This is a genomic window from Bacillus cereus group sp. MYBKT111-2, from assembly GCF_051915205.1.
GTDB classification, from domain to species: Bacteria; Bacillota; Bacilli; order Bacillales; family Bacillaceae_G; genus Bacillus_A; species Bacillus_A paranthracis.
This window is the reverse complement of record NZ_JBQAEG010000002.1, coordinates 523,828-547,661: the sequence shown is the minus strand read 5'-3', so window position 1 is coordinate 547,661 and position 23,834 is coordinate 523,828. Positions and strand designations below refer to the sequence as shown.

Below are 23,834 nucleotides of genomic sequence, written 5' to 3'. Positions count from 1 at the left end.
AGATGTAATTCATTAAGAGTTACATCTTTTTTTCATTCTGAATTATTTGAAATTAAATTCGATAGATGTTTTGATAGATGTATTGCTAAATATGATTAGTTCTATATATCTATAAAGAGTATTAGGGTGATTATAAAAATATTATGTGAACTAATTATTGTGAGAAGAAGATCAATTATATGCTAAAGGGGAAATTAAAAATGCTACTAAAAACAATCTATTGTAAAGTAGAAGAAGAGAAAAAAGAGTTATTTTCAATGGCACAAGAAAAATGGCGTGATATACAGCATCTAGATGGTTTTCATGGACAATTTGGTGGATGGCATGAAGATGAGGCATGCGTATTTACTTTATGGGAAGATAGAAGTGCATATCAAACATTTATGAATGGTGCTCACGATACAATTTATATAAATAGTAATCAAGAAGATACGTTTCTTTCATGTGAAATTGAACTATTTCAAACGTTGTATGATATAGCAGAAGTGCCTTTGAAAGACGTTGTTACAGAAGGATCCTTCGTAAGGGCAGCTGTATGTGATGTAAAGGAAGAAAAAGAAAAGCAATTTTTACATAAACAAGAAACAATTTGGAATAAAGGAATGAAAAATATAAAAGGGATGCTAGGTGGGGTAGTTGGGAAGTCTTTACAAAATGAAAATCGTTACATCGTGTTAACTTATTGGAAAGATGGAAAGGCGCATCAAAATTATGTAGAAGAGATTTTCCCTGAGTTGTATAAACTAGCTAATATTCATGAAGATATAGAAGATATGAGAGGTCAACAAGTTGTATGTAAGGAAGAATGGTTTGTATATTAAGCACGGAAAAAGTGCATAAATGAATGTATAATAAAGATATTTTCTTATAAATAAGTAATTAATAGAAGACGTTATATACCCTTTCATGTTAATATATTTAAGTTATAATAGGAGGCTTACCCTTTTGTATTGTACGGTAGAAGCAGTGTGAGCTTGAAATTTTTTTTAGAAAAGGATGTGCCTAATTTGCGTATCAATAAATTTATTAGTGAAGCTGGAAAAGCGTCTCGACGTGGAGCGGATAAACTAATTAATGAGAGAAGAGTAATTATTAACGGTAAAGTTGCAAAAATTGGTGACCAAGTGAATCCAGGTGATGATGTACGCGTAAATGGAGAGCAACTTCGTATCGCGCGAGATCATGTATATATCGCTTTAAATAAACCAGTAGGTATTACATGTACGAGTGAAAAATCTGTAAAAGGTAATATTATCGATTTAGTGAATCACCCTTTACGAATTAGCCACATTGGACGTCTTGATAAAGACTCAGACGGTTTAATTTTGTTAACGAATGATGGCGATATCGTTAATGAAATTTTACGTGCTGAAAATAAACATGAAAAAGAATATATCGTTTCAGTAGATAAGCCAATTACACCTGATTTTCTAGAGAAAATGGCAGCTGGTGTGAAAATTTTAGGAACGAAAACGCTTCCTTGTGAGATCACACAGTTATCAAAATATGAGTTCAAAATTATTTTAACACAAGGACTAAATCGCCAAATTCGTCGTATGTGTGAAGCTTTAGGTTATCAAGTATACACGTTAAAACGTACGAGAATTATGAATATTGAATTGAATAATTTACCTGTTGGACAGTGGAGAGATTTAACGAAAAAAGAGAAACGCCGTCTATTTGCAGACTTAAATTACGAACCACAAGATTGGTAAAATTGAGAAGAGGAAACCAAAAATTTATTTTTGGTTTCTTTTTTTATTAAATAAAAATTTATTTTTAACACTTGCAAAAATAAAATGAATAAGATATAGTAAATAACAATTAATGGATGTAATTATAAAAGCAAAGAAAAGGACACGAGTTATTTTCCCCGGTTATACAGAGAAGGAAGGAAAGCTGAGAACTTCCTAACGCAGAAAAATAACTTACCACCTTAGAGCTGCACTGGGGAAAGTAAGTATCTAGTGCCGTGTAAGCGACGTTATCGCAAAAGAAGCCATTATGTTTTTTGTAATGGGAATCTGGGTGGAACCACGAATATAAGCATATTCGTCCCTAATTTTTAGGGATGAATATGCTTTTTTGCATTCAATTTCATAATAAGCGAAGAAAAGGACACGAGTTATTTTCCCCGGTTATACAGAGAAGGAAGGAAAGCTGAGAACTTCCTAACGCAGAAAAATAACTTACCACCTTAGAGCTGCACTGGGGAAATGAAGTATCTAGTGCCGTGTAAACGACGTTACCGTAAATGAAGCCATTATGTTTTTTATGATGGGAATCTGGGTGGAACCACGGGTATAAGCACGCTCGTCCCTATTTTAGGGATGAGTGTGCTTTTTATTATGAAATGGAGAGATGAAAAATGAAAGAACAAATGATTGAAATTAAATTTCCAGATGGTAGTGTGAAAGAATTTGTAAAAGGAATTACTTTAGAAGAAATTGCGGGATCCATTAGCAATAGTTTAAAAAAGAAAGCAGTCGCGGGGAAAGTAAATGATGGGTTATATGATTTGCGCCGTAATATTGAGGGAAATGCGGAAGTAGAAATCATTACTTTAGATTCAAATGAAGGTGTAGAAATTGCAAGGCACTCTGCGGCACATATTTTAGCACAAGCTATAAAAAGAATTTATGGTAATGTAAACCTTGGTGTAGGACCGGTTATTGAAAATGGATTTTATTATGATATGGACCTTCCAAGTAGTGTAAACGTAGAAGATTTACGGGAAATTGAAAAAGAAATGAAAAAGATCATAAATGAAAATATAAAGATAGAACGAGTTGAGGTTTCTCGAGAAGAAGCAGCTAAACTGTTTCAAGAAATGAACGATCGCTTGAAATTAGAACTTTTAGAAGCAATTCCTAGTGAGGAAAGTGTAACACTATATAAGCAAGGTGAATTTGTAGATTTATGTAGAGGACCACATTTACCATCTACAGGTTATTTGAAAGCCTTTCAATTAACTCACGTTTCCGGTGCATATTGGCGAGGAGATAGTAACAATCAAGTGCTTCAGCGCATATATGGTGTTGCATTCTCTTCCCAGAAAGAATTAGAAGAGTATTTACATTTCGTTGAAGAAGCAGCAAAAAGAAATCATCGTAAATTAGGGAGTGAGCTTGAGTTATTTATGTTTTCTGAAGAGGCTCCGGGAATGCCGTTTTATTTACCGAAAGGTCAAATTATTCGTAATGAATTAGAAGCTTTTTTAAGAGAAATTCAAAAAGAATATAATTATCAAGAAGTACGCACTCCATTCATGATGAACCAAGAAGTATGGGAAAGATCAGGGCACTGGGGACATTATAAAGATAATATGTATTTCTCAGAAGTGGATAATAAAAGTTTTGCATTAAAACCAATGAACTGCCCAGGTCATATGTTAATGTTCAAAAATAAATTGCATTCTTATCGCGAATTACCGATTCGTATGTGTGAGTTTGGTCAAGTACATCGCCATGAATTTAGTGGGGCGTTAAACGGATTATTAAGAGTACGTACTTTCTGCCAAGATGATGCACATTTATTTGTAACTCCAGAACAAATTGAAGATGAAATCAAATCTGTAATGGCGCAAATCGATTATGTATATAAAACTTTTGGATTTGAATATGAAGTAGAACTTTCTACTCGTCCAGAAGATTCAATGGGTGATGATAAGTTGTGGGAACAAGCAGAAGCGGCGTTAGCAAATGTATTACATTCATTGAATTGTAAATATAGACTAAATGAAGGTGACGGTGCATTTTACGGACCGAAAATTGACTTCCATATTAAAGATGCTTTAAATAGAAGTCATCAGTGCGGAACAATCCAGCTAGATTTCCAAATGCCCGAAAAGTTTGACTTAAATTATATAGATGAGAAGAATGAAAAGAAAAGACCAGTTGTCATTCACAGGGCAGTATTAGGATCTTTAGATCGTTTCTTAGCGATATTAATTGAGCACTTTGGAGGCGCATTCCCGGCATGGGTAGCGCCAGTTCAAGTGAAGGTCATTCCAGTTTCGAATGCAGTCCATGTACAATACGCAGATGAGGTTGCGGATAAATTAGCACAAGCTGGTGTTCGTGTCGAACAAGATGTACGAGATGAAAAATTAGGATATAAAATTAGAGAAGCACAAATGCAAAAAATTCCTTATGTACTTGTTATTGGGGATAAGGAAATGGAGAACGGAGCTGTAAATGTACGTAAATATGGGGAAGAAAAATCAGAAGTTGTTGAACTAAATGGATTTGTGGAAAGTATGAAAGAGGAAATAAATAATCGGAAATAGAGTTTAAAGAGAAAACACACCAATTCATAATGGTGTGTTTTCTTTTTTACCTTACAAAAATGTAAGGTAAATGTAAGCGAAATCGAAGGAACGAGTTGTAGAAAGATGAGAATATGAAGTAGGAAATAGGTTCATGTTATCTGTATAACCTTTTTAGTTTGAAGAATTAAAAAATTCTTAAGAATTTACATGAGAAAAAGATAAGAAATGTGTGAGAAATTAAATTTATACAAAAGGGATGGAGTGAAAGAGATGTCAACAAATGTAGTTACTGTAGAAAGTGTAGAAAAAACGTATGGGAAAAGAAATGAGAATCAGTCAAAAGCATTAAGGGGTGTGTCATTAAGTATTAAAGAAGGGGAATTTGTAGGGATTATGGGTCCTTCTGGATCTGGAAAGACGACTTTACTGAATGTGATTAGTACATTGGATCAAGCGACAGGTGGCAGTGTGACAATAGCTGGTACAAATATTACTTCTATGAAGGGGAATGCATTATCAGATTTTCGATCTCAAAAATTAGGGTTCATCTTTCAAGATTTTAACTTACTAGAAAACTTATCAATTTATGAAAATATTGCTTTACCACTTTCTCTGCAAGGTGTACCTTCAAGTGAGATTACTGGAAAGGTAAATGAGGTGGCGAAGAAATTAGGAATTACTGAAATTTTAACAAAATATCCAACTGCTGTTTCTGGTGGACAAAAGCAAAGAACAGCGGCAGCACGAGCTTTAGTACATAATCCAGCAATCGTATTAGCAGATGAACCGACAGGAGCGCTTGATAGTAAAAATGCAAAAAGCTTATTAGAAGCGATGCAAGATTTACATGAAAATCACAATGTAAGTATTTTGATGGTGACACACGATGCATTTAGTGCCAGTTATTGTGAACGTATTTTATTTATTCAAGATGGTCTTTTATATAAAGAATTAAAGCGTCAAGGAACGCGAGAAAGTTTCTATCAAGACATTTTAGGTGTGCTCGCTCATATGGGCTCAGCTGCTGAGTCTAAGTAGGGGGGAGAGACTATGTTATTCAAATTATCACGTCATAGTATGAAAAAAATGTTAAAAGATTATATGGTTTTACTTATCGGTCTCGTTATTAGTATTAGTATTTTTTACATGTTCCAAACGATGGCGATGAATAGTGAATTTACGAAAGATAATAGTCTTATTAGTAGTATAAGACTCGTATTCTGGGTAGGTGCAATACTATTATCTTTCATTACAGTATTTTATATTATATATGCCAATTCTTTCTTACTCACATTAAGAAGAAAAGAACTCGGTATGTACATGATGCTCGGAGCGAAAAAGAAAAAAGTAGCACAATTATTATTTATTGAAACATTCGGTATGGGTATTGTTAGTATTATTATCGGGATTTTAGTAGGGATGTTACTTGCAAGTGTAGCAGGAAATTTTTTAATGAATGGTATGGAAATTTCAGCAAAGGGTAGTTATTCATCTGTATATACACCAGCAATCATAGTTACAGCTATATTCTTCTTAATATTATTTTTTATTACTGGTTTAATGAATAGCATCCGTTTATTACGTAAAACAGAATTAGAATTAATACGTGAAGATGAAACACTAGATGAAGTGAAGAAAAGTAAAACTCGCATTATTATAATGACTGTACTTGGTGTATTACTAGTAAGTACAGGGTACTATTTTATGATTAACGTAAAAATATATGCTGAATTTGGTTTTATAATAGCGACAATCGTTACAACGCTTGGAACATATTTTATCTTTAGTTCATTGCTCCCATTTTTTGTGATGAAAATTAAAGGGAATAAAAAGCGAAATGAAACGGGCTTAAATAGTTTTACATATGCACAGCTACGCTTTCGAGTAAATAGTTTATCGAGAGTATTAGGTACTGTAGCAATGTTAATTGCATTAGGAGCAGGTGCGATGACAGCAGGTATGGCGTTCCAAAAAAATGTAGGTATTATGACAGACTTCTCACGTGTGTATGATGTCGTAATTCATGATCCGAATGAACAAGATACAGCTGCATTAAAAGAAATGGAAATTGTTGAAGAAAGCCAGTATAAGTATAAAGTAGATGGAGAAGCGGTTTATTACTTACGTAACGATTTAACTGCGAAACCGCCACTTGTTTCAGACCACTTTGATACAAAAACTTTAAAAGAGCCTGTTCGTAAACGTGTGACTGAACCTTTAACTGAACCTGTATATTCTGCTTTAGAGGCTCCTGAATTAGCAAAATTCCCTCGTATGCCGAGAGATTGGGAAGATGCAATTGTAAGAGAAATACAAATTACACATAATCAATTTAACGGAAAACCTGTAAGAATTGCAGATGAAGCACATTATAAAGGAATTCAAGGAACAGAACACACTGTAACATTAGCAAAAGTAGATGATATGAAAAAGTATAAACCGTTGTTGATCGAAATAGATAAGAGACAAAAAGAACAAATTGAAAAAACAACAGGTGCAAAAGTAGACTTATTTACGAAAATGACAATTTATCAATTTATGAACAGTTTCATGAGCGGAACAATGTTTATGGGATTTTTCCTCGGAATTGCCTTTTTAGCAATGATGGCAAGTTCCCTTATGTTCAAAATATTAACAGGTGCTTCTCGTGATGTACGCCGTTATGAAATGTTACGAAAAATCGGTGTGAGACGTAGTATGTTAACGAAAAGTATATATAAAGAAATTTCATATTTATTTATCTTCCCAGCAATCATTGGTATTTCTCACGTGTTAGTAGGGCTTAACTTATTTAGTTTTATATTAGTTGACCCGTTTGTAAAAGTGTGGGTGCCAATTGGGATTTTCTTAGTCATTTATTTCATCTATTACTGGATAACTGTTCAATTGTATAAAGGAATGGTAATGCCGAAAGAAGAAGTAGCTAAATAGTTTATGAAAAGAGTCCTTGTTTGAAAACAAGGGCTTTTTTCTATATTTGTAATACCTGTGATTAAGTTTTTCTATGATTAATGTATTGAAAATTAAGAAAATATTAAGGGTTTATATAGCGGAATGTTAAGAAGTGTATGGGATATTATTAATGTAGTTTTATAGAATTAAATTGTTATTTTTACAAATTTATAAGAAAGGATATATCCTATGAAGAAGATAAAAAAATTAATAACATTTATTGGAGTCATAACTACACTAACATTAATCGTAGCACTAGTATTTCCTACATGGACTTCGCAAATAAAAGGAAAAAACAGTATAAGTACATTAGAACAAATAGAGATAAATGGAAGTAGTCATGAAATTATGATACGCGGCAAAGATAAGAACAATCCAGTTATTATTTTTGTACATGGTGGACCTGGTTCTTCAGAAATACCATATGCTCAAAAGTATCAAAAATTATTGGAAGAGAAATTCACCGTAGTTAATTATGATCAAAGAGGAAGTGGGAAATCGTATCATTTCTTTGAGGACTATTCAAATCTTACATCAGATCTTCTTGTAGAGGATGTATTAGCTATGACAGAGTATATTTCAAAACGTATGGGAAAAGAAAAGGTAATATTAATTGGTCATTCTTACGGTACATATATTGGAATGCAAGCTGCTAATAAAGCACCTGAAAAATACGAAGCGTATGTTGGGATAGGGCAGATGAGTGATACAGTAGAAAGTGAAATGGATAGTTTAAACTATGTAATTGAACAGGCACAAAATGCTGGGAATACAGATGAGGTTTCCTATTTAAATGGATTGACTGAAAAAATTAAAAATGGCGATACATACACTCCGCGAAATTATGTTGCGAAATATGGTGGAACATCAAGACTCATTGAAAATCCAAATGGTGATAACATCGGGATGTTACTTAGTAATGAATATAACTTGTTTGACGTAATTCGTTATAACGTTGGATTATCACACTCTCAGACTGTCTTATTAGAAAAAGATTTAAAGAATCCATTACCTACTAAGGTGAAGAAACTGAAGTTACCGTTTTATTTCCTTATGGGGAAATATGACTATAATACTTCATTTCATGCGGCAAAAACATATTTTGATACGATTGAAGCAGAGAAAAAAGAATTTATTACTTTTGAAAAATCCGCGCATTATCCGCAATTTGAAGAGAAGGAAAAGTTTTATGAGTGGATGTCCGATACATTTGTAAAATAAATAAAGTGTATCCAAACTATAGAGAATTAAAAAGTTAGCGAGATATATCATTACATGAAGCGAAGTTAAATAAAAAAGACTCTTGTATAGATAACAAGAGTTTTTTTATTGTTCTTTATATAGAAGGAAAAGATTGGATAATGGTCGAAAAATATAATATAACTTCCGAGAAATGACTAAAATAATACTATTTTGTCGAGAGAAAGGATACGAAATATGAAAGAAATGCTACAGTTATTTCGCAACAAAGTGTATGCACGATTTTTTCTAGCGAATATTTTAGAACGACTCGGTTCTATGATTGCTGGAATTTCTTTAATGTTTTACTTGTTAGATCAATACGGAAAACAACCAGTTTACGCAACAATGACGCAAATTATGATTGCGTTACCTGCATTAATCTTTTTTCTATTAGTAGGGACAGTAGTGGATCGTTTTGATAGACAACGTATTTGTACGATAAGTAATATATGTTGTTCGCTCTGTAATATTGGAATCCTAATTTCGCTTTATTACGGGATGATTATACTTGTCTTTATATTTTTGTTTTTGGAAAATGCATGTATACAATTTTTCTCTCCATCAGAACAGTCGATGATACAGGGAGTGGTTGAATCAGACCAATACGGTGCAGCAGCGGGTATGAATCAAATGGTAAATAGTTTGTATGCTTTGTTTGGTGTAGGAATTGCAACGATGGTGTACTGGACTTTTGGAATTTACGGGAGCATTTTAGTAAATACGCTCACTTTTATTATGAGTGGTATTTTGATTCAAACGATCTCCATTCCAGAAAAAGTTCGTTTACCAAATGGGAGAACAAAATGGAAAGAAGTTAATTTGAAGATGTTAATAACAGAGTTTAAAGAAGGGATCAAGTATATATACCAAAATGAAACTTTAAAAAAATTACTTTTAGGATTTATCGTGTTTGGTTTATTAAATGGTATTTTAAGCGTATCTACTACTTACATATTAAAATACAAATTGGCACCAGCAACGTATGAAAGTTTAGCAATGGTGGGCGGTGTAGTTGGAGGGATTTCATTATTAATTGGAAGCATAGTAGCAACAAGTATAGGTAAGAAATATGCTCCTAAACCTATTATTGTATTTGGTATGGCAGGTTCAGGGATCTTCTTCGGTATGTGTTACTTTGTAAATCACGTATGGTCTTTTTATGTATGTATCGCTTTTGCGACTTTCTTTTTACCGTTTATTAATGTTGCAATATCGGGCTGGATGTATGAAATTGTAGAAGAGTCATTCATGGGGCGTGTACAAAGCTTACTTAGTCCATTAACGACAGGATTCCAGCTTTTATCTCTCGGTGCGATAGCAATGTTATTCCCAAAATGGATTCGTGCAGATACATTGTATATTATTTTATTTGGTTTATTATTGTTTGTTACATGTTTATATCAAGCCATTTTACCAAGTGGGCAAAAGCAAGTACATGCTGTAGCTAAAGAGATGTGATATATTTAGTTTTTGTTTCTGAATATTCTATCGAACGGTAAGGGGAAATCGTTATGTTGATGAGAATGGTTAAGTGGTGTGGGATTACTTGTTTACAACTAGTAGCTGCAATTTTATGTATAATCTGCCTAGGAGCGCTACCACGTTTATTTAAGGGATTACAAATTGATTTAATCGGTTTTTGGAATACGATTGTATTTCTTGGAGGAAAGTTACTTCAACCGGGTGAAATTACATATGGATTTCGGGACTCAAGAAAATTATTTCCGCAAATATGGATTCATTATATTGAAACGATGATTGTATTTCTTTCAGCTTTTTTATTCTCGTTGCTTATAGCGTATATACTTGTCATTTGGGTATTACAGCGTTCTCATATGAAACAGAAAATGTGGAACGGGATTTTTCTTACGCTTGAGAGTATACCAGATATATTACTTATTTTATTATCGCAACTTCTTGTCGTAATTATGTTTCAAAAAACAGGAGTTATGCCGATCAAACTGGCTGGATTAGGGGAAGAAAGGATACGTTTGTTACCAATTATATGTCTTACAATACCAACAACATTATTGTTTATTAAACTGTTGTTATTACGGTTTAAAGAAGAATTAGAGAAAGATTATAGTTTGTTTGCCAAGAGTAAAGGGCTAAGCTTACGGTATATTTTGACACATCATATTTCAAGAAATGTTTTATTAACGACAATTTATTACGCGAAAACAAATATTTTATTTATGCTTTCCAATTTATATATTATTGAATGGATATTTAATACATATGGTATGTTTGTTTTTGTGAAAGAAAATTCAAAATTAGAAATATTTACGGTGAGTCTAGTAATATTATACGTACCGCTTTTTATACTATTTCGTATATTACATACGCTTTTACAAAATGTTATAAAGGAGCGTGTGTAACATGTGGCAAGTTGTAAAAAGAGATGTGAGATTTTGGATAGGTATTACTTTTTTGAGTGTACTAATGATTGTTAGTATTGGATATACGTTGTTTTTTGATGGGAATATTCGTGAACTTACGATGATGTATAACGAAAAAGGGGAACTAGAGGCAGCTCCATTTGCACCATCAAGTAAATTTTGGTTTGGAAGTGATGTGAAAGGTCGTGACCTTGTTCAATTAATAATAGAAGGTGCAAAATGGACAGTTGGTGCAAGTATAATTATAGCGATTTTACGAGTTATAGTTGGAGGGGGAATTGGTTTACTTCTTGGTATGTATGGTAAACGTTCTTTTCCAGTTATTTCATCCTTTTTTGATCCTTTTAGTATTGTACCGATGGTTATGATTTCTTATTTTATGTTAAATGAAGTATTAACGTTTGATAGTGGAGCAGAAGTTGTGCCGTTATATTTGCGTGTGGCATTTCAAATTATAGTTCTTGTATGTCTCGCTGTACCAACAGTGATGTTGTATGTAGCGCAAGAAGTAAAACGTATTAAGAAAGAAGAATTTATGTTGGCAGCCACTGTGCTCGGCGGTAGTAAGTGGCAGAGGTTGAAGCGCCATATATGGCCTCATATGTTACCACCATTTCTTTTATTAGTAGCACAACAATTTGTAAGTACGTTATTACTTCTTTTACATCTTGGTTTGTTACAATTATTTTTTGGCGGAACAATAACCTTCAGTGGAATGGATCCAGATAGTGTAACAAAAGAATGGACTGGCCTAATTGGTCAAAACTTCCGCCATTTAACTACACATACATGGATTGTACTTATACCGATTGCTTTTTATAGTATGACAATTCTCGCAGGAAATCTAGTTAGTAATAGTATGCAAGATGCGATTAAGTTAGGAAATACGAGAAGGCCAGAGCGGAAAGGTAGAGAAGTGCAAGCAGAGAAACAAGTACAACCAACTACGAATGACTTTTCTTTTTATAGAGAGATACAAAAATAAAAAGATAGCTGAAAGCAACTTGTTTTCAGCTATCTTTTTCTGTTTATAGTGGTGGTAAATCAATCTTACCTTCTTCAAATAATTCTTTTATCATATGCTTCGTATAACCAGCAGCTTGACCAAATGTGATTTTTGCTGGCATTGGTGCTTCGTTAGCATCTACAACTACATCAATAATACACGGTTTATTTTGTTTTACTGCATTTTCGAAAGCGGGAAGTAGTTCATCTAAATTCTCAACACGGTATCCAATACCTCCACACGCCTCTGCATATTTTGCAAAATCAGGGTTCGTTAAGTCTGTTTCGAATTCGATATTACCCATCACTTCTTGTTCAAATTTAATCATCGCAATTTTATTATTGTTTAATACGACGACAACAATTGGTAGTTTATATTTAACAGCTGTTACGAAGTCGTTCATTGTCATTCCAAAACCACCGTCACCACAAACTGCAAATACTTGTTTATCCGGGAATGCAATTTTTCCAGCAAGAGCACCAGGTAAACCGCAGCCAAGAGTTGCGAGCCAGCTAGAAATGATAAATTGTTGATTTGTCATACGGAAGTGCCTTGCTGTCCATACTGTTACATTTCCGACATCGACTGATAGAATTGCGTCATCATGTGCTACTTGCTGCAGAGCATGCATAACGCGTTGTGGTTTAATTGGAATGGAAGAGTCTTCTTCTTGATCGTGTAATTTTTCTTCCCACTTTTTCATCATGTCTTGGTAATGTTCTAAGAAGGAATGGTCTGTGTGTTCTTCAACATTTTCAATTAACCATCGTAAAGTTTTTTCAGCATCACCAGCTAAACCAATATCTGTCGCATAACGTTTTCCAATTTGGGCAGGATCTGTATCGATATGAATTGTTTTTGCTTTTTCAGGTAAGAAGCCGGTGAACGGATAAGAAGTACCGACCATAATTAAAGTATCTGCATGCTTCATTGCTTCATAAGAAGGTTTCGTGCCAATTAATCCTAATCCACCAATACAAAGAGGGTGTTCATCAGGAATAATTCCTTTAGCTGGCAATGTAAGTACGATTGGAGCACCAATATGTTCTGCCAATGCAAGTAAAGATTCTCTCGCATGTTTCGTACCTTTTCCAGCTAAAATAACAGGCTTTTTCGCTTCATTAATTGCGAGTTTTGCTGCATCTAAATCTTCTTTTTGTGGAAACAACTCAGGCAAAGTAAAAGAAGTATTTGTAATACGAGCACCATTTTTTACTTCGAATTTCGGGACATCATCTGGAATTGTAAGAACGGATACACCTTTTTTCGTATAAGCCATTCGAATTGCTTGATTCACTACGGCAGGTAGTTGCTCTGCTGACATAATACGCTGGTTATAAACCGCGACATCATCAAACATTCTTTCTAAATTTACTTCTTGAAAAAAATCCGTTCCGAGTAAATCGGTTTCTACTTGACCTGAAATTGCTAGAACAGGGGCTTTATCGAGTTTCGCATCATATAAACCATTTAATAAATGAATAGCACCAGGTCCTGCAATTGCCATACAAACGCCAAGTTTTCCTGTTAATTTCGCATAGGCAGCCGCTGCTAATGCACCAGCTTCTTCGTGGCGAACTTGAATGAATTTAATTTTATCTTGTTTTTTTCTTAAAGCTTCAATGATAGAATTGATGGAATCTCCAGGCATACCGTATATGTGTTCTACTCCCCAGTCAATTAATAAATCAACTAATGCTTCACCGGCTGTTTTCCCAAACATAATTGTTCCTCCTTATAATAGGTAGATAACATTATGTTTTGGATAAAAAGGGAAAATATACAAATAAGAAAATTTATCTGGTTATTTGTAATCTAAGAATCAGTGTGGGAGGTACAAAAGTTTCACTTTAGCAACTTTAATGATGACCAGCGAATAAAGTGAACGCTGTTATTAGTAAAAAACCACTAGTTGCCCACATTAGAAATGTAAGGAAAGAGAGCTGTTTCTTAGCTTTCCAAAGCATTTCATGAATCGTTACATAGCCAAGTGAACCGATAGCACTTCCCATAATGAGTCCTTGTAAATGAAGCGCTTTTCCTTCCATTAAAATTCCAAAAACTGTACCGGTACCGAGAATAAGAGATAGTAATAAAGTTGTTAATAAAAAGGAAATATATTTATGTTTTGTAAATAGAAAGGGGATAATTAATGCTAAGCCTTCAGGAATATGGTGAATGACGATTGCTATTAAAAAAGGTATGGCAGAGTCAGCATGATTAATAAAAGCAGTACCTAAAGCAAATCCACTCGGCAAATTATGAATAAATATAGCGAAAGAGAGAAAAAGGAAAGTTTGCCATGCTTGTTGATCTTTTGTATGTATCATTGGATGGTGACAATAGTTATCTAATAAGCTCATAATTAAAATACCGATAGCCATACCAAGTATAGGTCCAATCATTTCATAACTTGAAAATGTTTCAGGAATAATTTCAAGTAGTAAGAGTCCAAGTAAAATTCCGCCACATAATGCATATAAACGATGCATTTTTTCTTCAATTAGCTGGCGCGTAGCAATGCCAACAGCACCGCCTAATAATAAGCCACCAAATGAAAAAAATGTAACTATCATAGGAATCCATAATCGTTCCACCGTATCACACTCCGATTCTTCCACCTTATTTTTAGCTTACGAAAAGGAAAGTTAGATTAGTCCAAGTAATTGTGTTTGATTATAGAGAAAAAACTAATAATTCGTTATAATTTATATATTAAATTTAAGTGTAAATATGAAATGAGGAATAATTTTGCAAACAAAATGGAGTTTATCTGAATACGAAAATCCAAAACGATATGATATAGAAAATAAAAGTTTATCAGATTTTCCGTTTTTACTATCATGGGCACAAAAACTACATATACAAAATGAATGGATTCTAGATCTTGCCTGTGGTACAGGAAGGGTTACAATTCCATTTATAGAAAATGGATATCAAATGATTGGTGTAGATATACATGAAGGCATGCTTGCTGAAGCAAAGATAAAAACTACGGATTGTAAGAAGGTAAAATGGTTACAACAAGACTGCTTACAATTGAACATTGAAGATACCATTTCGCTAGCATTTATGGTGGGGCATGGATTCCAGCATTTCCTTACAAATATTCATCAAAATCAATTATTAACATCTATTCATCATGTGTTAGCTGAGAATGGTATATTCATATTCGATACACGTTTCCCTTCAAAAGAAGAATTAATACAACCATCTATAGAAGAATATTGGACAACTGTTAATGATGAAAAGGGAAGAAAATGTGATTTATATACTGAAATGACATACGATTCAATTCAACAAATACAGCACTACATAACAACAAGAAGGTTTTATGAGGGGGATACGCTAGTAGAGGAAATAAAAACAACGATAGATCTTCGTTATACGTACCCGCAGGAGTTAGAAAGATTATTAGTAGCGAATGGTTTTGAATTATTACATATATATAATGATTGGGAAGGCAATGAGTTGGGAGAAGATTGCTATTCTATGGTAGTAGTCTGCCGGAAGAAAAAATAGTATTATTTTAAAAATATGAATGTGAAAAGCCTTTAAGGAGAGGAAAAAATGACTTGGTACTTAGATAATGTTTATGAATTAAATAAAGAAGCGCCCTATACATTCTACCTTCCTAGCTCAGAAGTTTTGGAGAAATTAAAGGTTGGGGATTTGGTAAAGCTAATTTTTGTATCTAAAAATGAGGAAGAAGATGGATTTAATGGTGAAAGAATGTGGGTTGAAATCATTGAAAGGAATGAGAAGAAGTTTGTAGGGGAACTGAGCAATGAACCATATCGCTTAGATTTAAAAATAGGTGATAAAATTTCATTTGGGATTGAAAATATATGTGATACGGAATATGACGATCCATCTTCAAAAGATTGGGATTTTTATTTTGATACGAAGGTAATTGTTAGTAATGATGTACTTGAAAAAAGAGAATTTAACTTTATGCTTAAAGAGGATTCAAGAGAAAAAGGTGACTCTGGTTGGTCAATACTGAGTGGTTATGAAAGTGATGACTATGTCAATAATCCTAAAAACTTTCAAATTATTTCAATTGGAGTCATTTTGAATATAGATGATTCTATTTTAAAATTTCTTGAGGAACCACCTTTATGTGCATATGAAAGAAATGATGAAGGTAGATTCTATAAAATTGAAGACTACGATTGGGATGCATATTTAAATGGATAGAAAAAGTTATTACGTTTTAAAGAAAGCAATATAATTTCACCCTATGTGCTTGATAAAGGTTCTACAGATAATAATTCAAGAGAGTAATAGTAAATGGAGGAACAAATGATGCAACAAATTAAAAAAATAGGAAACTCATTTTGGTATATGACACCCGTTTCCGAAACAGATAGACCTATATTAGGAATGGTCATTGGAAAAGAAAAAACGTTAATGATCGATGCAGGGAATTCAGAGGAACATGCACAATTATTTTTAGAAATGTTAAAAGAAAAAAATGTATCGAATCCTGAATTTGTAGCACTAACGCATTGGCATTGGGATCATATTTTTGGATTATCTGTATTACAGAATGCATTAACTATTTCACACGCTGAAACGAAAAAAGAAATGCAGGCAATAGTATCTTATGAATGGACAGATGAAGCGTTGGACGCACGCGTAAAAGAGGGTACGGAAATTGCATTTTGTGCGGATTGCATCAAAAAAGAGTTTGAAGAAAAAGCGAGAAATATTAAAATTATTCTTCCAACCTTAACGTTCCAGGATCAAATTGAATTAGACCTTGGTGAGGTGACCTGCGTGTTAAAACATGTGGGCGGAGATCATGCACATGATTCAGTTGTTATGTACATAAAAGAAGAAAAGATATTGTTTTTAGGAGACTGTATATATGCAGATATTTTTTCTTCGAAGTGGAACTATACGACGAAAAGAACGTTTGCATTAATAGATGAATTAGAAAAATTTGATGCTGAGACATATATTCTCTCTCATGGGGAAGCGATAAATCGAGAGGAGTTTTTACAAGAGATTCGTATGTTAAAAACAGTAGGAACTTATACTGAAATACATAAAGGCGATGAAGGGAAGATAAAGGAAGCGTATAAACGAGACATAGATAGAGAATTAAATGAAGATGAATTAGAAACAATAACGTTTTTTGTAAATGGTTATGAAATGAATAATCAATAAGACACGACATGAATCCAATATAATTAAATTGCACAAAAAGAGTATTGAAATTTAATTCAATACTCTTTTCAATAGTTAAATATGTAGTTTCAACCAAATTCTAAATGGGTAATCATTGTCTGGAGGGGTGTCATTCTATTTATTTTTCGTATAGATAGTGGTTCAAGTAGAAACTTTCTTTGCTAATTCAGTTATATAGTTGAAAAATCCATTGTGGTTTACATCATATACTACATTTACAGGCCGCCCACCATCAAATTCCACTGTACGTCCCTGGCTTGGTCCGTATGTATGAACGATACTATTAATCGTTTGAGTTTTTGCGAGGTTAGTGTTTCCGACAAGCGCAGTTGTTAGTACATCCCACAAGTAGTAAGTAGAGTTCGTTGAAAAGTGAACGAGGGGAGGAACCATCGCATAGCATTGGCCAAGGAAATCTACACCAATATACTTTCGTTCTTTTGCCCAACGTTCACGTATGTCTATAGTTAATGGAACTTGGTTTGTACTTTCTAGTGTCACTAAGTCGATTTCAATTTTTGATTCCCATACACGAGCCACTGCTTCAGGGTCCCAAAATGAATTCCACTCAGCTGTTCCGTCATGCTCTGGTTCATGTACATTGCCTGCGGTAAGAAATGTACCACCCATCCAAACGAGACGTTCAATTTTATCTTCGACTATGGGAGCTTCATATAATGCACGAGCAAGGTCAGTTAGGGGTCCCGTAAATAATAAAGTTGTTTTCCCTTCCGTTTGTAGAAGCGTTTCTATTAAGTGATGATGTGCAGGCTTTGCTGCTACAGGTGTTATAACTTTTCCAGCCTCATTTAAAATTGGTAAAGCATCTACATAAAATGCATGCATTCGCCAGTCTTTTGGAAATGGATTTTTTGCACGGGAATTTGATGCAGCTACTTCAATATTTCCTTGGCCGAAGCGATCAATAATTTTGCGACTTGTAGACATTGCGGGTTCTAAATAGCAATCTGCTGGGATAACTGAAACACCTGTAAGTTCGACATTATCCATTTGGAGTAATAAAAATAGTGAAATTAAATCATCTACACCACCATCATGATTGAAGTACACTTTTTTCATCATTGTAATCTCCATCCTATTTGATTTAGTTAGAAATTAAACATGCATTGAGGAAAAGTCATCAATAATTTCGACTACTTCAATTTCGCCATTAATGAGTAGCTCAGGGAGTTCGTTATTCACATTTCCTTTCCAATATTCTCTAGCTTGTTCCATTTTTTGAGAAAAAGGAATAGCATCTTCTTTCGGTAAAAGATTCCCGTCACCTTCAAAAGAACTTCCGATTACTCGTAGTTTAACAATCTGCAAAACTTCTCGATTGTAAGAATCAAATAATGCTTTCCATTTTAAAGCATCTTCATAGCTTTTAGCAGCATATAAACAAGACAATCTTGATGGATAATCAGGATATTCTTGCAGCCTAACCATTTCCACAATCGTTTCTCTAATGGCTCTAATTGTTTGATCCATGTAATTCATAACGACTGTAGCATTTTCATTCTTTATATGTAATTCTTCATTTGTATAATGTTCTTTTAAAATTTGTATAGAATCTTTACCATTAGAATTTAAATGTTTTCTTTCAAAAAAGAAGTGGAATAGCGTATTAGTTTGATTTTTATTAAATTGAATGATTTGTCCGCTCTTCATTTTTTTCCTTGTTACGATATGATATACGAAAAATCCTTGTTCATTCATGGTTCTCCTCCTAGTAGTAATGTTTCAATTTAGTAATTCAACATTGAAATATATAAAACCTTTATAAGTAAAAGTGAGAATTTGTGTTGAAAGTAAAGAAAATATATGAAAACGTTTTAAATTTGTTCACAAAATGTTCACTTACGAAGAGGTTTCCAATATCGATATAATGACAAAGACTCAAAGAGAAAGGATGATGAATTTTGCCAACAACAAGAAAGGAAAACCTCCAATTTGGTATGATGATGTGCCTTGGGATGGTTATCGTAATGACGTTTTACAATTTACTAACGAATGGATCAGGAGGGCCAATTCATATTAAGGAGATCGCATTAGAACTACTAATTGGATTTATTATTGCGCTATTAATTGAAATATGTATCGTTGGACCTAGTGCGAAAAAAATTGTATTCATGTTGCCATTTGATAAATCGAAAAAAGTAAATATTATTATTGCGATGGCGACAGCTATGGTTATTGGAATGGTTTTCTTCATGTCGTTTTATGGAATGGCAATGATGTATTTTCATAATGGATTACATGGTGAATCTTTTGTTTCAATGTATTTCTCGATTTTTATTAAAAACTTCATTATGGCGTATCCATTACAATTAATTATTATGGGGCCGCTTGTGCGTTTCTTATTTGGAAAGTTTGTTTTGAAGAATAAACCTGTTAATGTAGCGTAATTATAATTATTAAAATTATATATAATAATAAAAGGATAAAAACACATCTCAATTATTTTGAGGTGTGTTTTTTTATGGCCATTCGCAGTTATTTTCATACTGATGTGACATTTGTCCTTTTGTTTATATAGGATTATAGCTTTTAATTAAGTCAGAAATAAAAGATGAGGAGATGATTTTTTGAAAGGTATTATATTTGCTATTTTTGCTGGTTTATTTATAACACTTCAAGGAACCTTTAATGCGAAATTTAGTTCACATATCGGTATATGGTCGACGAGCATTATAACACATTTAATTGGATTCCTTATTGCAACAACTGTATTTTTGTTAAAGAAAGAAGAGAAAGTAACAGATTTAAAGAGTGTGAAAAAAGTATATTTAGCAGCGGGCGCATTTGGTGGATTCATTATTTGTGCAGAAACTATGGCGATATATTCACTAGGAGTTACATTGACAGCTGGCACACTAATGGTTGCTCAATTGTTAACGGCAACAGTTATTGAAATGAAAGGACTGTTTCATATAAAAAAGATACAGATGGAGAGATATCATATTGTGGGAACAATAGTAATGATTATAGGTATTGTTGTATTTAATATGTAAAGGAAAGGAGGAAATGAATATGGAGAATAGATCAGGATTAATTACGCATTATTTGAAAATCAATAAAACGCTCGGGTTTTTTTCAGAAATAGATACAGCATATTTTCAATTAAATCATTTTGAAAAAGGCGAGCTTATTTGCAATATAGATGACGAAATGGATCGTTTATATTTTGTTGTGAAAGGTAAAGTAAAAGTTTACACGATTACATCTGAAGGGAAGAAACTAATCCTTCGCTTTATCAATCCATTGGCCATTGTTGGTGATATTGAATTCATACAAAATAGTAAAGCACATAATGTCGTTGAAGCTTGTTCAGATGTTGTAGCAATCTCTATTTCTAATACGGTTATTAGAAACAAGTTATTACATGATCCTATATTTATGAAGTTCTTGCTTGAAAACATTGCGAACACATTAAAAATATCGACTCGTTTTACTGCTCTTAATTTACTTTATCCTGTAGAAGTACGTGTAGCTAGTTATTTACTTTCAATTTCAACAGATAGTAACGGAAATATGTATAAAGAGGATTTGGATGCAACTTCGGTAACAAGTATTTCGGATTTTATAGGGGTAAGTTATAGGCACGTAATACGGGTATTACAAAAATTTTATAATGAAAAATTAATTGAAAAGAGTAATGGAGTTATTGTAATTAAAGATTTTTCTAGAATGAAGGAAGTCGCTAAAGATAATATATATGAGCAATGAAAGGGAGAGGAAGATTTTGATTGGATTTAGTTTAGCTATATTAGCAGGAATATTAATTAGCGTACAATCTGTTTTTAATGCAAAAGTAAATGAAAATGTAGGACAGTGGTTAACGACTACATGTGTCCTTGGAATAGGTCTCATTAGCTCTATTCTATTTTATTTCATTACAGAAAACAGTATTAACATTAAAGTGTATACTACAAATTATTTGTTTTATGTAAGTGGACTGTTTGGCATCGGGTTAATTATTTGTATAATGGGTGCAATAAAGAGCTTAGGTCCAGCATATACGGTGCTAATTAGTCTTATTACTCAATTGGTCGTTGCGTTATGCATTGATACATTTGGATTGTTCGGAATGGAGAGCGTCCCATTACAAATAAATAAGTTAGTTGGTATAGGCTTATTAATTTTTGGAGTAGGAATTTTTAAAAATATCTTTTCGAATAAGAGAGCTATTAGAATAACTGAGGATGAGATTTAAAGGTTATAAGGATGTTAATAATCAGATTATAGATGTTTATGTAGTGGGGAAGGCATTTCATATATGTCTCTGTTAGTGAAGGGTCTATATATATTCGATAAAAAACGTGAATTAGCTATTAGTGTAGTTGAAAAGAAGACGTCAATAAGTTGAGGTCTTCTTTATGTATTGTTCTGAAGTTATCAGAACTTAAGTATAAGGGAATGGGAAGTGGTTTAAGTTAAGAAGAATATGCCCCAAAATAAAATATTACTTAACATATATAACTAATGAATACAATGTCTTTTTCAGTTATTATGTTGTAAATCATTTTATGATAAAATCTTTTACATAATTAAATAAAGGGGCAGTATTCTATGGGTTATTTCTCAAATGGTTTATTAGTTGTGTTTGTGCTTATCGTATGTAGTTGTATAATTTTTGGTTAATAATATAATGAGAGTCTTATATAAAAGAAGTTATCTCAAGTGAGATAACTTCTTTTTATTTTATGTTGAGAAGGAATTCTATTTTTCTTATTGAAGTTTGTTCTAGTTATTTTCACGTCAATCGCAATTTTCATAAGGGGAATTTTATGAAACATTAACAAACTATAGAATAGGGAGTATTTACATGAAAAATAGTATACACTACACAAGTGAACATCCTACAAAATTTAATGAATTATTAGCTTTATATGAATCTTTAGGATGGAATTCTCTTAAATTAACAGTGAATGAATTAGAACAAATGTGTAAACAAAGTTGGTATGCAATATACGCATTTAAAGAGCAACAATTAATTGGTATGGGGCGTGTTATATCAGATGGTGTAATAACAGGTGTTATTTGCGGTGTATGTGTAATGCCGGAGTATCAGTATATTGGTATTGGAAAAGACATAGTGAAACGATTAATCCATCACTGCGAACAAAACAAGGTTATTCCGCAACTTATGTGTGTGGAAAAATTGCAATCTTATTATGAATCTATAGGGTTTGAAGCATTCTCTATTGGGATGACAAAACATATTATGAGATAGCGGTGCTTTATATTTTCAGTTTACTCGTACATATTTTCAAACTTCAGTTATAAAGGAGAATTGCTGTATGGAGATTGCTAAAGGGGTAGAAATGTTACAACTTAAATTTCAAAAATTTATCATTCACCCAATTCTTTTATGGAATGATGAAATGGCAGTTTTAATAGATACTGGTTTTCCTGGACAATTCGAAGATATACAAGTAGAGATGGAGAGAGTTGGGGTATCTGTTGATAAGCTAAAAGTTGTGATTTTGACACACCAGGATATAGATCATATAGGTAGCCTTCCTGATGTATTGGAGAATGGTGTAAGCGATATTAAAGTATATGCGCACGAGTTAGATAAGCCATATATTGAGGGAGATTTACCTTTATTGAAAGATGTACATGTAGAGAATCCACCAAAAGGAAAAGTGAGTGACACAGTGATTGACGGGCAAGAACTTCCGTATTGCGGTGGAATACTAATTCTCCATACTCCAGGGCATACTCCTGGTCATATTAGTTTATATTTGAAACAAAGTAAAACTCTTATTGCAGGAGACTCGATGTATAGTGTGAATGGAAAGTTAGGAGGAATTCACGCCCCAACAACTTTAAATATTAAAGAAGCGCAGGAGTCTTTGAAGAAGTATTTAAATCTAGATATTAAATCTAGATATTAAATCTAGATATTAAATCTGTAGTTTGTTACCACGGGGGATTAAGTAAGGGGAATATAAAGATTCAACTTCAAAATTTGTAAAAGTCGAAGATAATAATTTTTTAATAATGGATGCTAAAGTGTAGTCTAATTGTTGGTATATAAATAAAACACTTAAATGATAAAAAAGCATGTTTGAAGAAATACAAACATGCTTTTTTATTAAAGGAAACCCATGTAATTTTAACGTCCTAATCCGTTCCAATAAAAAGAAACGATTTCTTGTGCTAATTCATCTATATTTGTAAGAATAGGATTGTCATTTTCATCTTTAAAATTCCCAATTGATAATAAAGATACGAATGCATGAGCGGCAAATTTAGGGTTTCCTTTTTGGATTTCTCCAAATTGCATCGCTTTAGCGAGTGCTTTTTCTAACACTTCATACATGCTATCTTCAGCTTTTTTCAATTCCTTCAATTGTTCTTCAGATAACGACAGTTTTGCATCTTTCATAAAATTTTTCATATCGATATCCATTGTGGCATGTAAGTAAACTTTAGCAAAGTTTAATAATCTCTCTTCTAAAGTATTGTTTGTAGAGAGTATTTGCGACATATTCTCACGTATACGTACCATCATTTGAATCATAGTAGCGGTAAATAAATCTGCTTTTGTTGAATAGTAATAGTAGACGGTTGCTTTCGTAACACCACAAACTTTTGCTACTTCCTCCATAGAAACGACTTGATAATTTTGAGTAAGAAATAACCGAGTTGCAACTTCTAAAATGGTTTCTTTTGTAGATTTTGTATTTTTATTTTGACGAGGCCTTCCTAGAGGGCGTTGTTTTTGTTCCAAATCCATTCGCTCCTGACATGTATTGTT

General features: G+C 33.0%; 22 protein-coding genes, 1 pseudogene and 2 other annotated features. Of the genes and pseudogenes, 18 read left to right on the top strand and 5 right to left on the bottom strand.

The features are described from left to right. Positions 1–200 precede the first annotated feature (200 nt). The 9 genes from ACTFNE_RS08125 (at position 201) to ACTFNE_RS08085 (ending at position 11,848) form a co-directional block, all read left to right on the top strand. Positions 201–821: a YdbC family protein gene (locus ACTFNE_RS08125; RefSeq protein ID WP_046197451.1), complete on the top strand. Its 621-nt coding sequence runs from the start codon at positions 201–203 to the stop codon at positions 819–821. A gap of 186 nt (positions 822–1,007) precedes the next feature. Then, the gene (gene rluF / locus ACTFNE_RS08120) at positions 1,008–1,715 is read left to right on the top strand and encodes a 23S rRNA pseudouridine(2604) synthase RluF (RefSeq protein WP_001222167.1); all 708 of its coding nucleotides are present in this window, start codon (positions 1,008–1,010) and stop codon (positions 1,713–1,715) included. A 124-nt stretch (positions 1,716–1,839) separates the two neighbouring features. Further along, positions 1,840–2,063, top strand: a binding site (T-box leader). A 37-nt stretch (positions 2,064–2,100) separates the two neighbouring features. Next, positions 2,101–2,324 (top strand) — a binding site (T-box leader). 44 nt (positions 2,325–2,368) lie between these two features. After that, positions 2,369–4,288, top strand: a complete 1,920-nt coding sequence (gene thrS, locus ACTFNE_RS08115; protein ID WP_000663051.1) for a threonine--tRNA ligase — start codon at positions 2,369–2,371, stop codon at positions 4,286–4,288. 252 nt (positions 4,289–4,540) lie between these two features. Then, the gene (locus ACTFNE_RS08110) at positions 4,541–5,308 is read left to right on the top strand and encodes an ABC transporter ATP-binding protein (RefSeq protein ID WP_000106430.1); all 768 of its coding nucleotides are present in this window, start codon (positions 4,541–4,543) and stop codon (positions 5,306–5,308) included. Between the two features lie 12 nt (positions 5,309–5,320). Next, complete coding sequence (locus ACTFNE_RS08105; RefSeq protein WP_000897875.1) at positions 5,321–7,201, top strand: FtsX-like permease family protein; 1,881 nt, start codon at positions 5,321–5,323, stop codon at positions 7,199–7,201. Positions 7,202–7,411: 210 nt separating this feature from the next. Continuing rightward, positions 7,412–8,443 carry an alpha/beta hydrolase gene (locus tag ACTFNE_RS08100; protein ID WP_000721363.1) on the top strand — a complete coding sequence of 344 codons (1,032 nt, stop codon included), beginning with the start codon at positions 7,412–7,414 and terminating at the stop codon, positions 8,441–8,443. A 207-nt stretch (positions 8,444–8,650) separates the two neighbouring features. Further along, positions 8,651–9,922 (top strand): MFS transporter, encoded by a 1,272-nt coding sequence (locus ACTFNE_RS08095; RefSeq protein ID WP_269430686.1) that lies wholly within the window; start codon positions 8,651–8,653, stop codon positions 9,920–9,922. A gap of 53 nt (positions 9,923–9,975) precedes the next feature. Beyond that, positions 9,976–10,842, top strand: a complete 867-nt coding sequence (locus ACTFNE_RS08090) for an ABC transporter permease subunit (protein ID WP_046197448.1) — start codon at positions 9,976–9,978, stop codon at positions 10,840–10,842. Position 10,843: 1 nt separating this feature from the next. After that, on the top strand, positions 10,844–11,848 hold the full coding sequence (locus ACTFNE_RS08085) for an ABC transporter permease subunit (RefSeq protein WP_000267884.1): 1,005 nt from the start codon (positions 10,844–10,846) through the stop codon (positions 11,846–11,848). Positions 11,849–11,891: 43 nt separating this feature from the next. On the opposite strand, the gene ACTFNE_RS08080 is transcribed toward ACTFNE_RS08085, so the two are convergent. Then, positions 11,892–13,592, bottom strand: coding sequence for a pyruvate oxidase (locus tag ACTFNE_RS08080; protein ID WP_046197446.1), 1,701 nt, complete (start codon positions 13,590–13,592; stop codon positions 11,892–11,894). Positions 13,593–13,728: 136 nt separating this feature from the next. Then, positions 13,729–14,466 carry a ZIP family metal transporter gene (locus ACTFNE_RS08075; protein ID WP_046197445.1) on the bottom strand — a complete coding sequence of 246 codons (738 nt, stop codon included), beginning with the start codon at positions 14,464–14,466 and terminating at the stop codon, positions 13,729–13,731. A 154-nt stretch (positions 14,467–14,620) separates the two neighbouring features. On the opposite strand from ACTFNE_RS08075, the gene ACTFNE_RS08070 reads away from it, so the two are divergent. From ACTFNE_RS08070 to ACTFNE_RS08060, 3 genes are all read left to right on the top strand, one after another. Further along, positions 14,621–15,391 (top strand): class I SAM-dependent methyltransferase, encoded by a 771-nt coding sequence (locus ACTFNE_RS08070; RefSeq protein ID WP_046197444.1) that lies wholly within the window; start codon positions 14,621–14,623, stop codon positions 15,389–15,391. Positions 15,392–15,439: 48 nt separating this feature from the next. Then, positions 15,440–16,069 carry an immunity protein Imm33 domain-containing protein gene (locus ACTFNE_RS08065; RefSeq protein ID WP_000220342.1) on the top strand — a complete coding sequence of 210 codons (630 nt, stop codon included), beginning with the start codon at positions 15,440–15,442 and terminating at the stop codon, positions 16,067–16,069. Positions 16,070–16,177: 108 nt separating this feature from the next. Next, positions 16,178–17,044, top strand: a complete 867-nt coding sequence (locus ACTFNE_RS08060; protein WP_071742218.1) for an MBL fold metallo-hydrolase — start codon at positions 16,178–16,180, stop codon at positions 17,042–17,044. Between the two features lie 162 nt (positions 17,045–17,206). Here ACTFNE_RS08060 and ACTFNE_RS08055 read toward each other — a convergent pair whose 3' ends face one another. After that, on the bottom strand, positions 17,207–18,148 hold the full coding sequence (locus tag ACTFNE_RS08055; RefSeq protein ID WP_270705428.1) for a nucleoside hydrolase: 942 nt from the start codon (positions 18,146–18,148) through the stop codon (positions 17,207–17,209). Between the two features lie 33 nt (positions 18,149–18,181). After that, the gene (locus ACTFNE_RS08050) at positions 18,182–18,784 is read right to left on the bottom strand and encodes a DUF2441 domain-containing protein (RefSeq protein ID WP_046197442.1); all 603 of its coding nucleotides are present in this window, start codon (positions 18,782–18,784) and stop codon (positions 18,182–18,184) included. Positions 18,785–18,987: 203 nt separating this feature from the next. On the opposite strand from ACTFNE_RS08050, the gene ACTFNE_RS08045 reads away from it, so the two are divergent. The 6 genes and pseudogenes from ACTFNE_RS08045 (at position 18,988) to ACTFNE_RS08020 (ending at position 23,048) form a co-directional block, all read left to right on the top strand. Continuing rightward, positions 18,988–19,473 (top strand): hypothetical protein, encoded by a 486-nt coding sequence (locus tag ACTFNE_RS08045; protein WP_046197441.1) that lies wholly within the window; start codon positions 18,988–18,990, stop codon positions 19,471–19,473. Between the two features lie 180 nt (positions 19,474–19,653). Further along, the gene (locus tag ACTFNE_RS08040) at positions 19,654–20,079 is read left to right on the top strand and encodes a DMT family transporter (RefSeq protein ID WP_046197440.1); all 426 of its coding nucleotides are present in this window, start codon (positions 19,654–19,656) and stop codon (positions 20,077–20,079) included. Between the two features lie 19 nt (positions 20,080–20,098). Further along, on the top strand, positions 20,099–20,794 hold the full coding sequence (locus ACTFNE_RS08035) for a Crp/Fnr family transcriptional regulator (protein ID WP_046197439.1): 696 nt from the start codon (positions 20,099–20,101) through the stop codon (positions 20,792–20,794). 16 nt (positions 20,795–20,810) lie between these two features. Beyond that, on the top strand, positions 20,811–21,281 hold the full coding sequence (locus tag ACTFNE_RS08030; RefSeq protein WP_046197438.1) for a DMT family transporter: 471 nt from the start codon (positions 20,811–20,813) through the stop codon (positions 21,279–21,281). Positions 21,282–21,893: 612 nt separating this feature from the next. Further along, complete coding sequence (locus tag ACTFNE_RS08025; RefSeq protein ID WP_000797950.1) at positions 21,894–22,301, top strand: GNAT family N-acetyltransferase; 408 nt, start codon at positions 21,894–21,896, stop codon at positions 22,299–22,301. A gap of 67 nt (positions 22,302–22,368) precedes the next feature. Next, positions 22,369–23,048, top strand: a pseudogene (locus tag ACTFNE_RS08020) (MBL fold metallo-hydrolase). A gap of 141 nt (positions 23,049–23,189) precedes the next feature. Here the strand turns inward: ACTFNE_RS08020 and ACTFNE_RS08015 are convergent. Beyond that, positions 23,190–23,807, bottom strand: coding sequence for a TetR/AcrR family transcriptional regulator (locus ACTFNE_RS08015; protein ID WP_000436042.1), 618 nt, complete (start codon positions 23,805–23,807; stop codon positions 23,190–23,192). Between the last annotated feature and the right edge of the window lie 27 nt (positions 23,808–23,834).

Bases quoted from the DNA above. Each gene is read 5' to 3' on its own strand.
- ACTFNE_RS08125 (WP_046197451.1), top strand. From the start codon at position 201: ATGCTACTAAAAACAATCTATTGTAAAGTAGAAGAAGAGAAAAAAGAG.
- thrS (WP_000663051.1), top strand. From the start codon at position 2,369: ATGAAAGAACAAATGATTGAAATTAAATTTCCAGATGGTAGTGTGAAA.
- ACTFNE_RS08110 (WP_000106430.1), top strand. From the start codon at position 4,541: ATGTCAACAAATGTAGTTACTGTAGAAAGTGTAGAAAAAACGTATGGG.
- ACTFNE_RS08105 (WP_000897875.1), top strand. From the start codon at position 5,321: ATGTTATTCAAATTATCACGTCATAGTATGAAAAAAATGTTAAAAGAT.
- ACTFNE_RS08100 (WP_000721363.1), top strand. From the start codon at position 7,412: ATGAAGAAGATAAAAAAATTAATAACATTTATTGGAGTCATAACTACA.
- ACTFNE_RS08090 (WP_046197448.1), top strand. From the start codon at position 9,976: ATGTTGATGAGAATGGTTAAGTGGTGTGGGATTACTTGTTTACAACTA.
- ACTFNE_RS08085 (WP_000267884.1), top strand. From the start codon at position 10,844: ATGTGGCAAGTTGTAAAAAGAGATGTGAGATTTTGGATAGGTATTACT.
- ACTFNE_RS08080 (WP_046197446.1), bottom strand. From the start codon at position 13,592: ATGTTTGGGAAAACAGCCGGTGAAGCATTAGTTGATTTATTAATTGAC.
- ACTFNE_RS08065 (WP_000220342.1), top strand. From the start codon at position 15,440: ATGACTTGGTACTTAGATAATGTTTATGAATTAAATAAAGAAGCGCCC.
- ACTFNE_RS08060 (WP_071742218.1), top strand. From the start codon at position 16,178: ATGCAACAAATTAAAAAAATAGGAAACTCATTTTGGTATATGACACCC.
- ACTFNE_RS08055 (WP_270705428.1), bottom strand. From the start codon at position 18,148: ATGATGAAAAAAGTGTACTTCAATCATGATGGTGGTGTAGATGATTTA.
- ACTFNE_RS08050 (WP_046197442.1), bottom strand. From the start codon at position 18,784: ATGAATGAACAAGGATTTTTCGTATATCATATCGTAACAAGGAAAAAA.
- ACTFNE_RS08035 (WP_046197439.1), top strand. From the start codon at position 20,099: ATGGAGAATAGATCAGGATTAATTACGCATTATTTGAAAATCAATAAA.
- ACTFNE_RS08025 (WP_000797950.1), top strand. From the start codon at position 21,894: ATGAAAAATAGTATACACTACACAAGTGAACATCCTACAAAATTTAAT.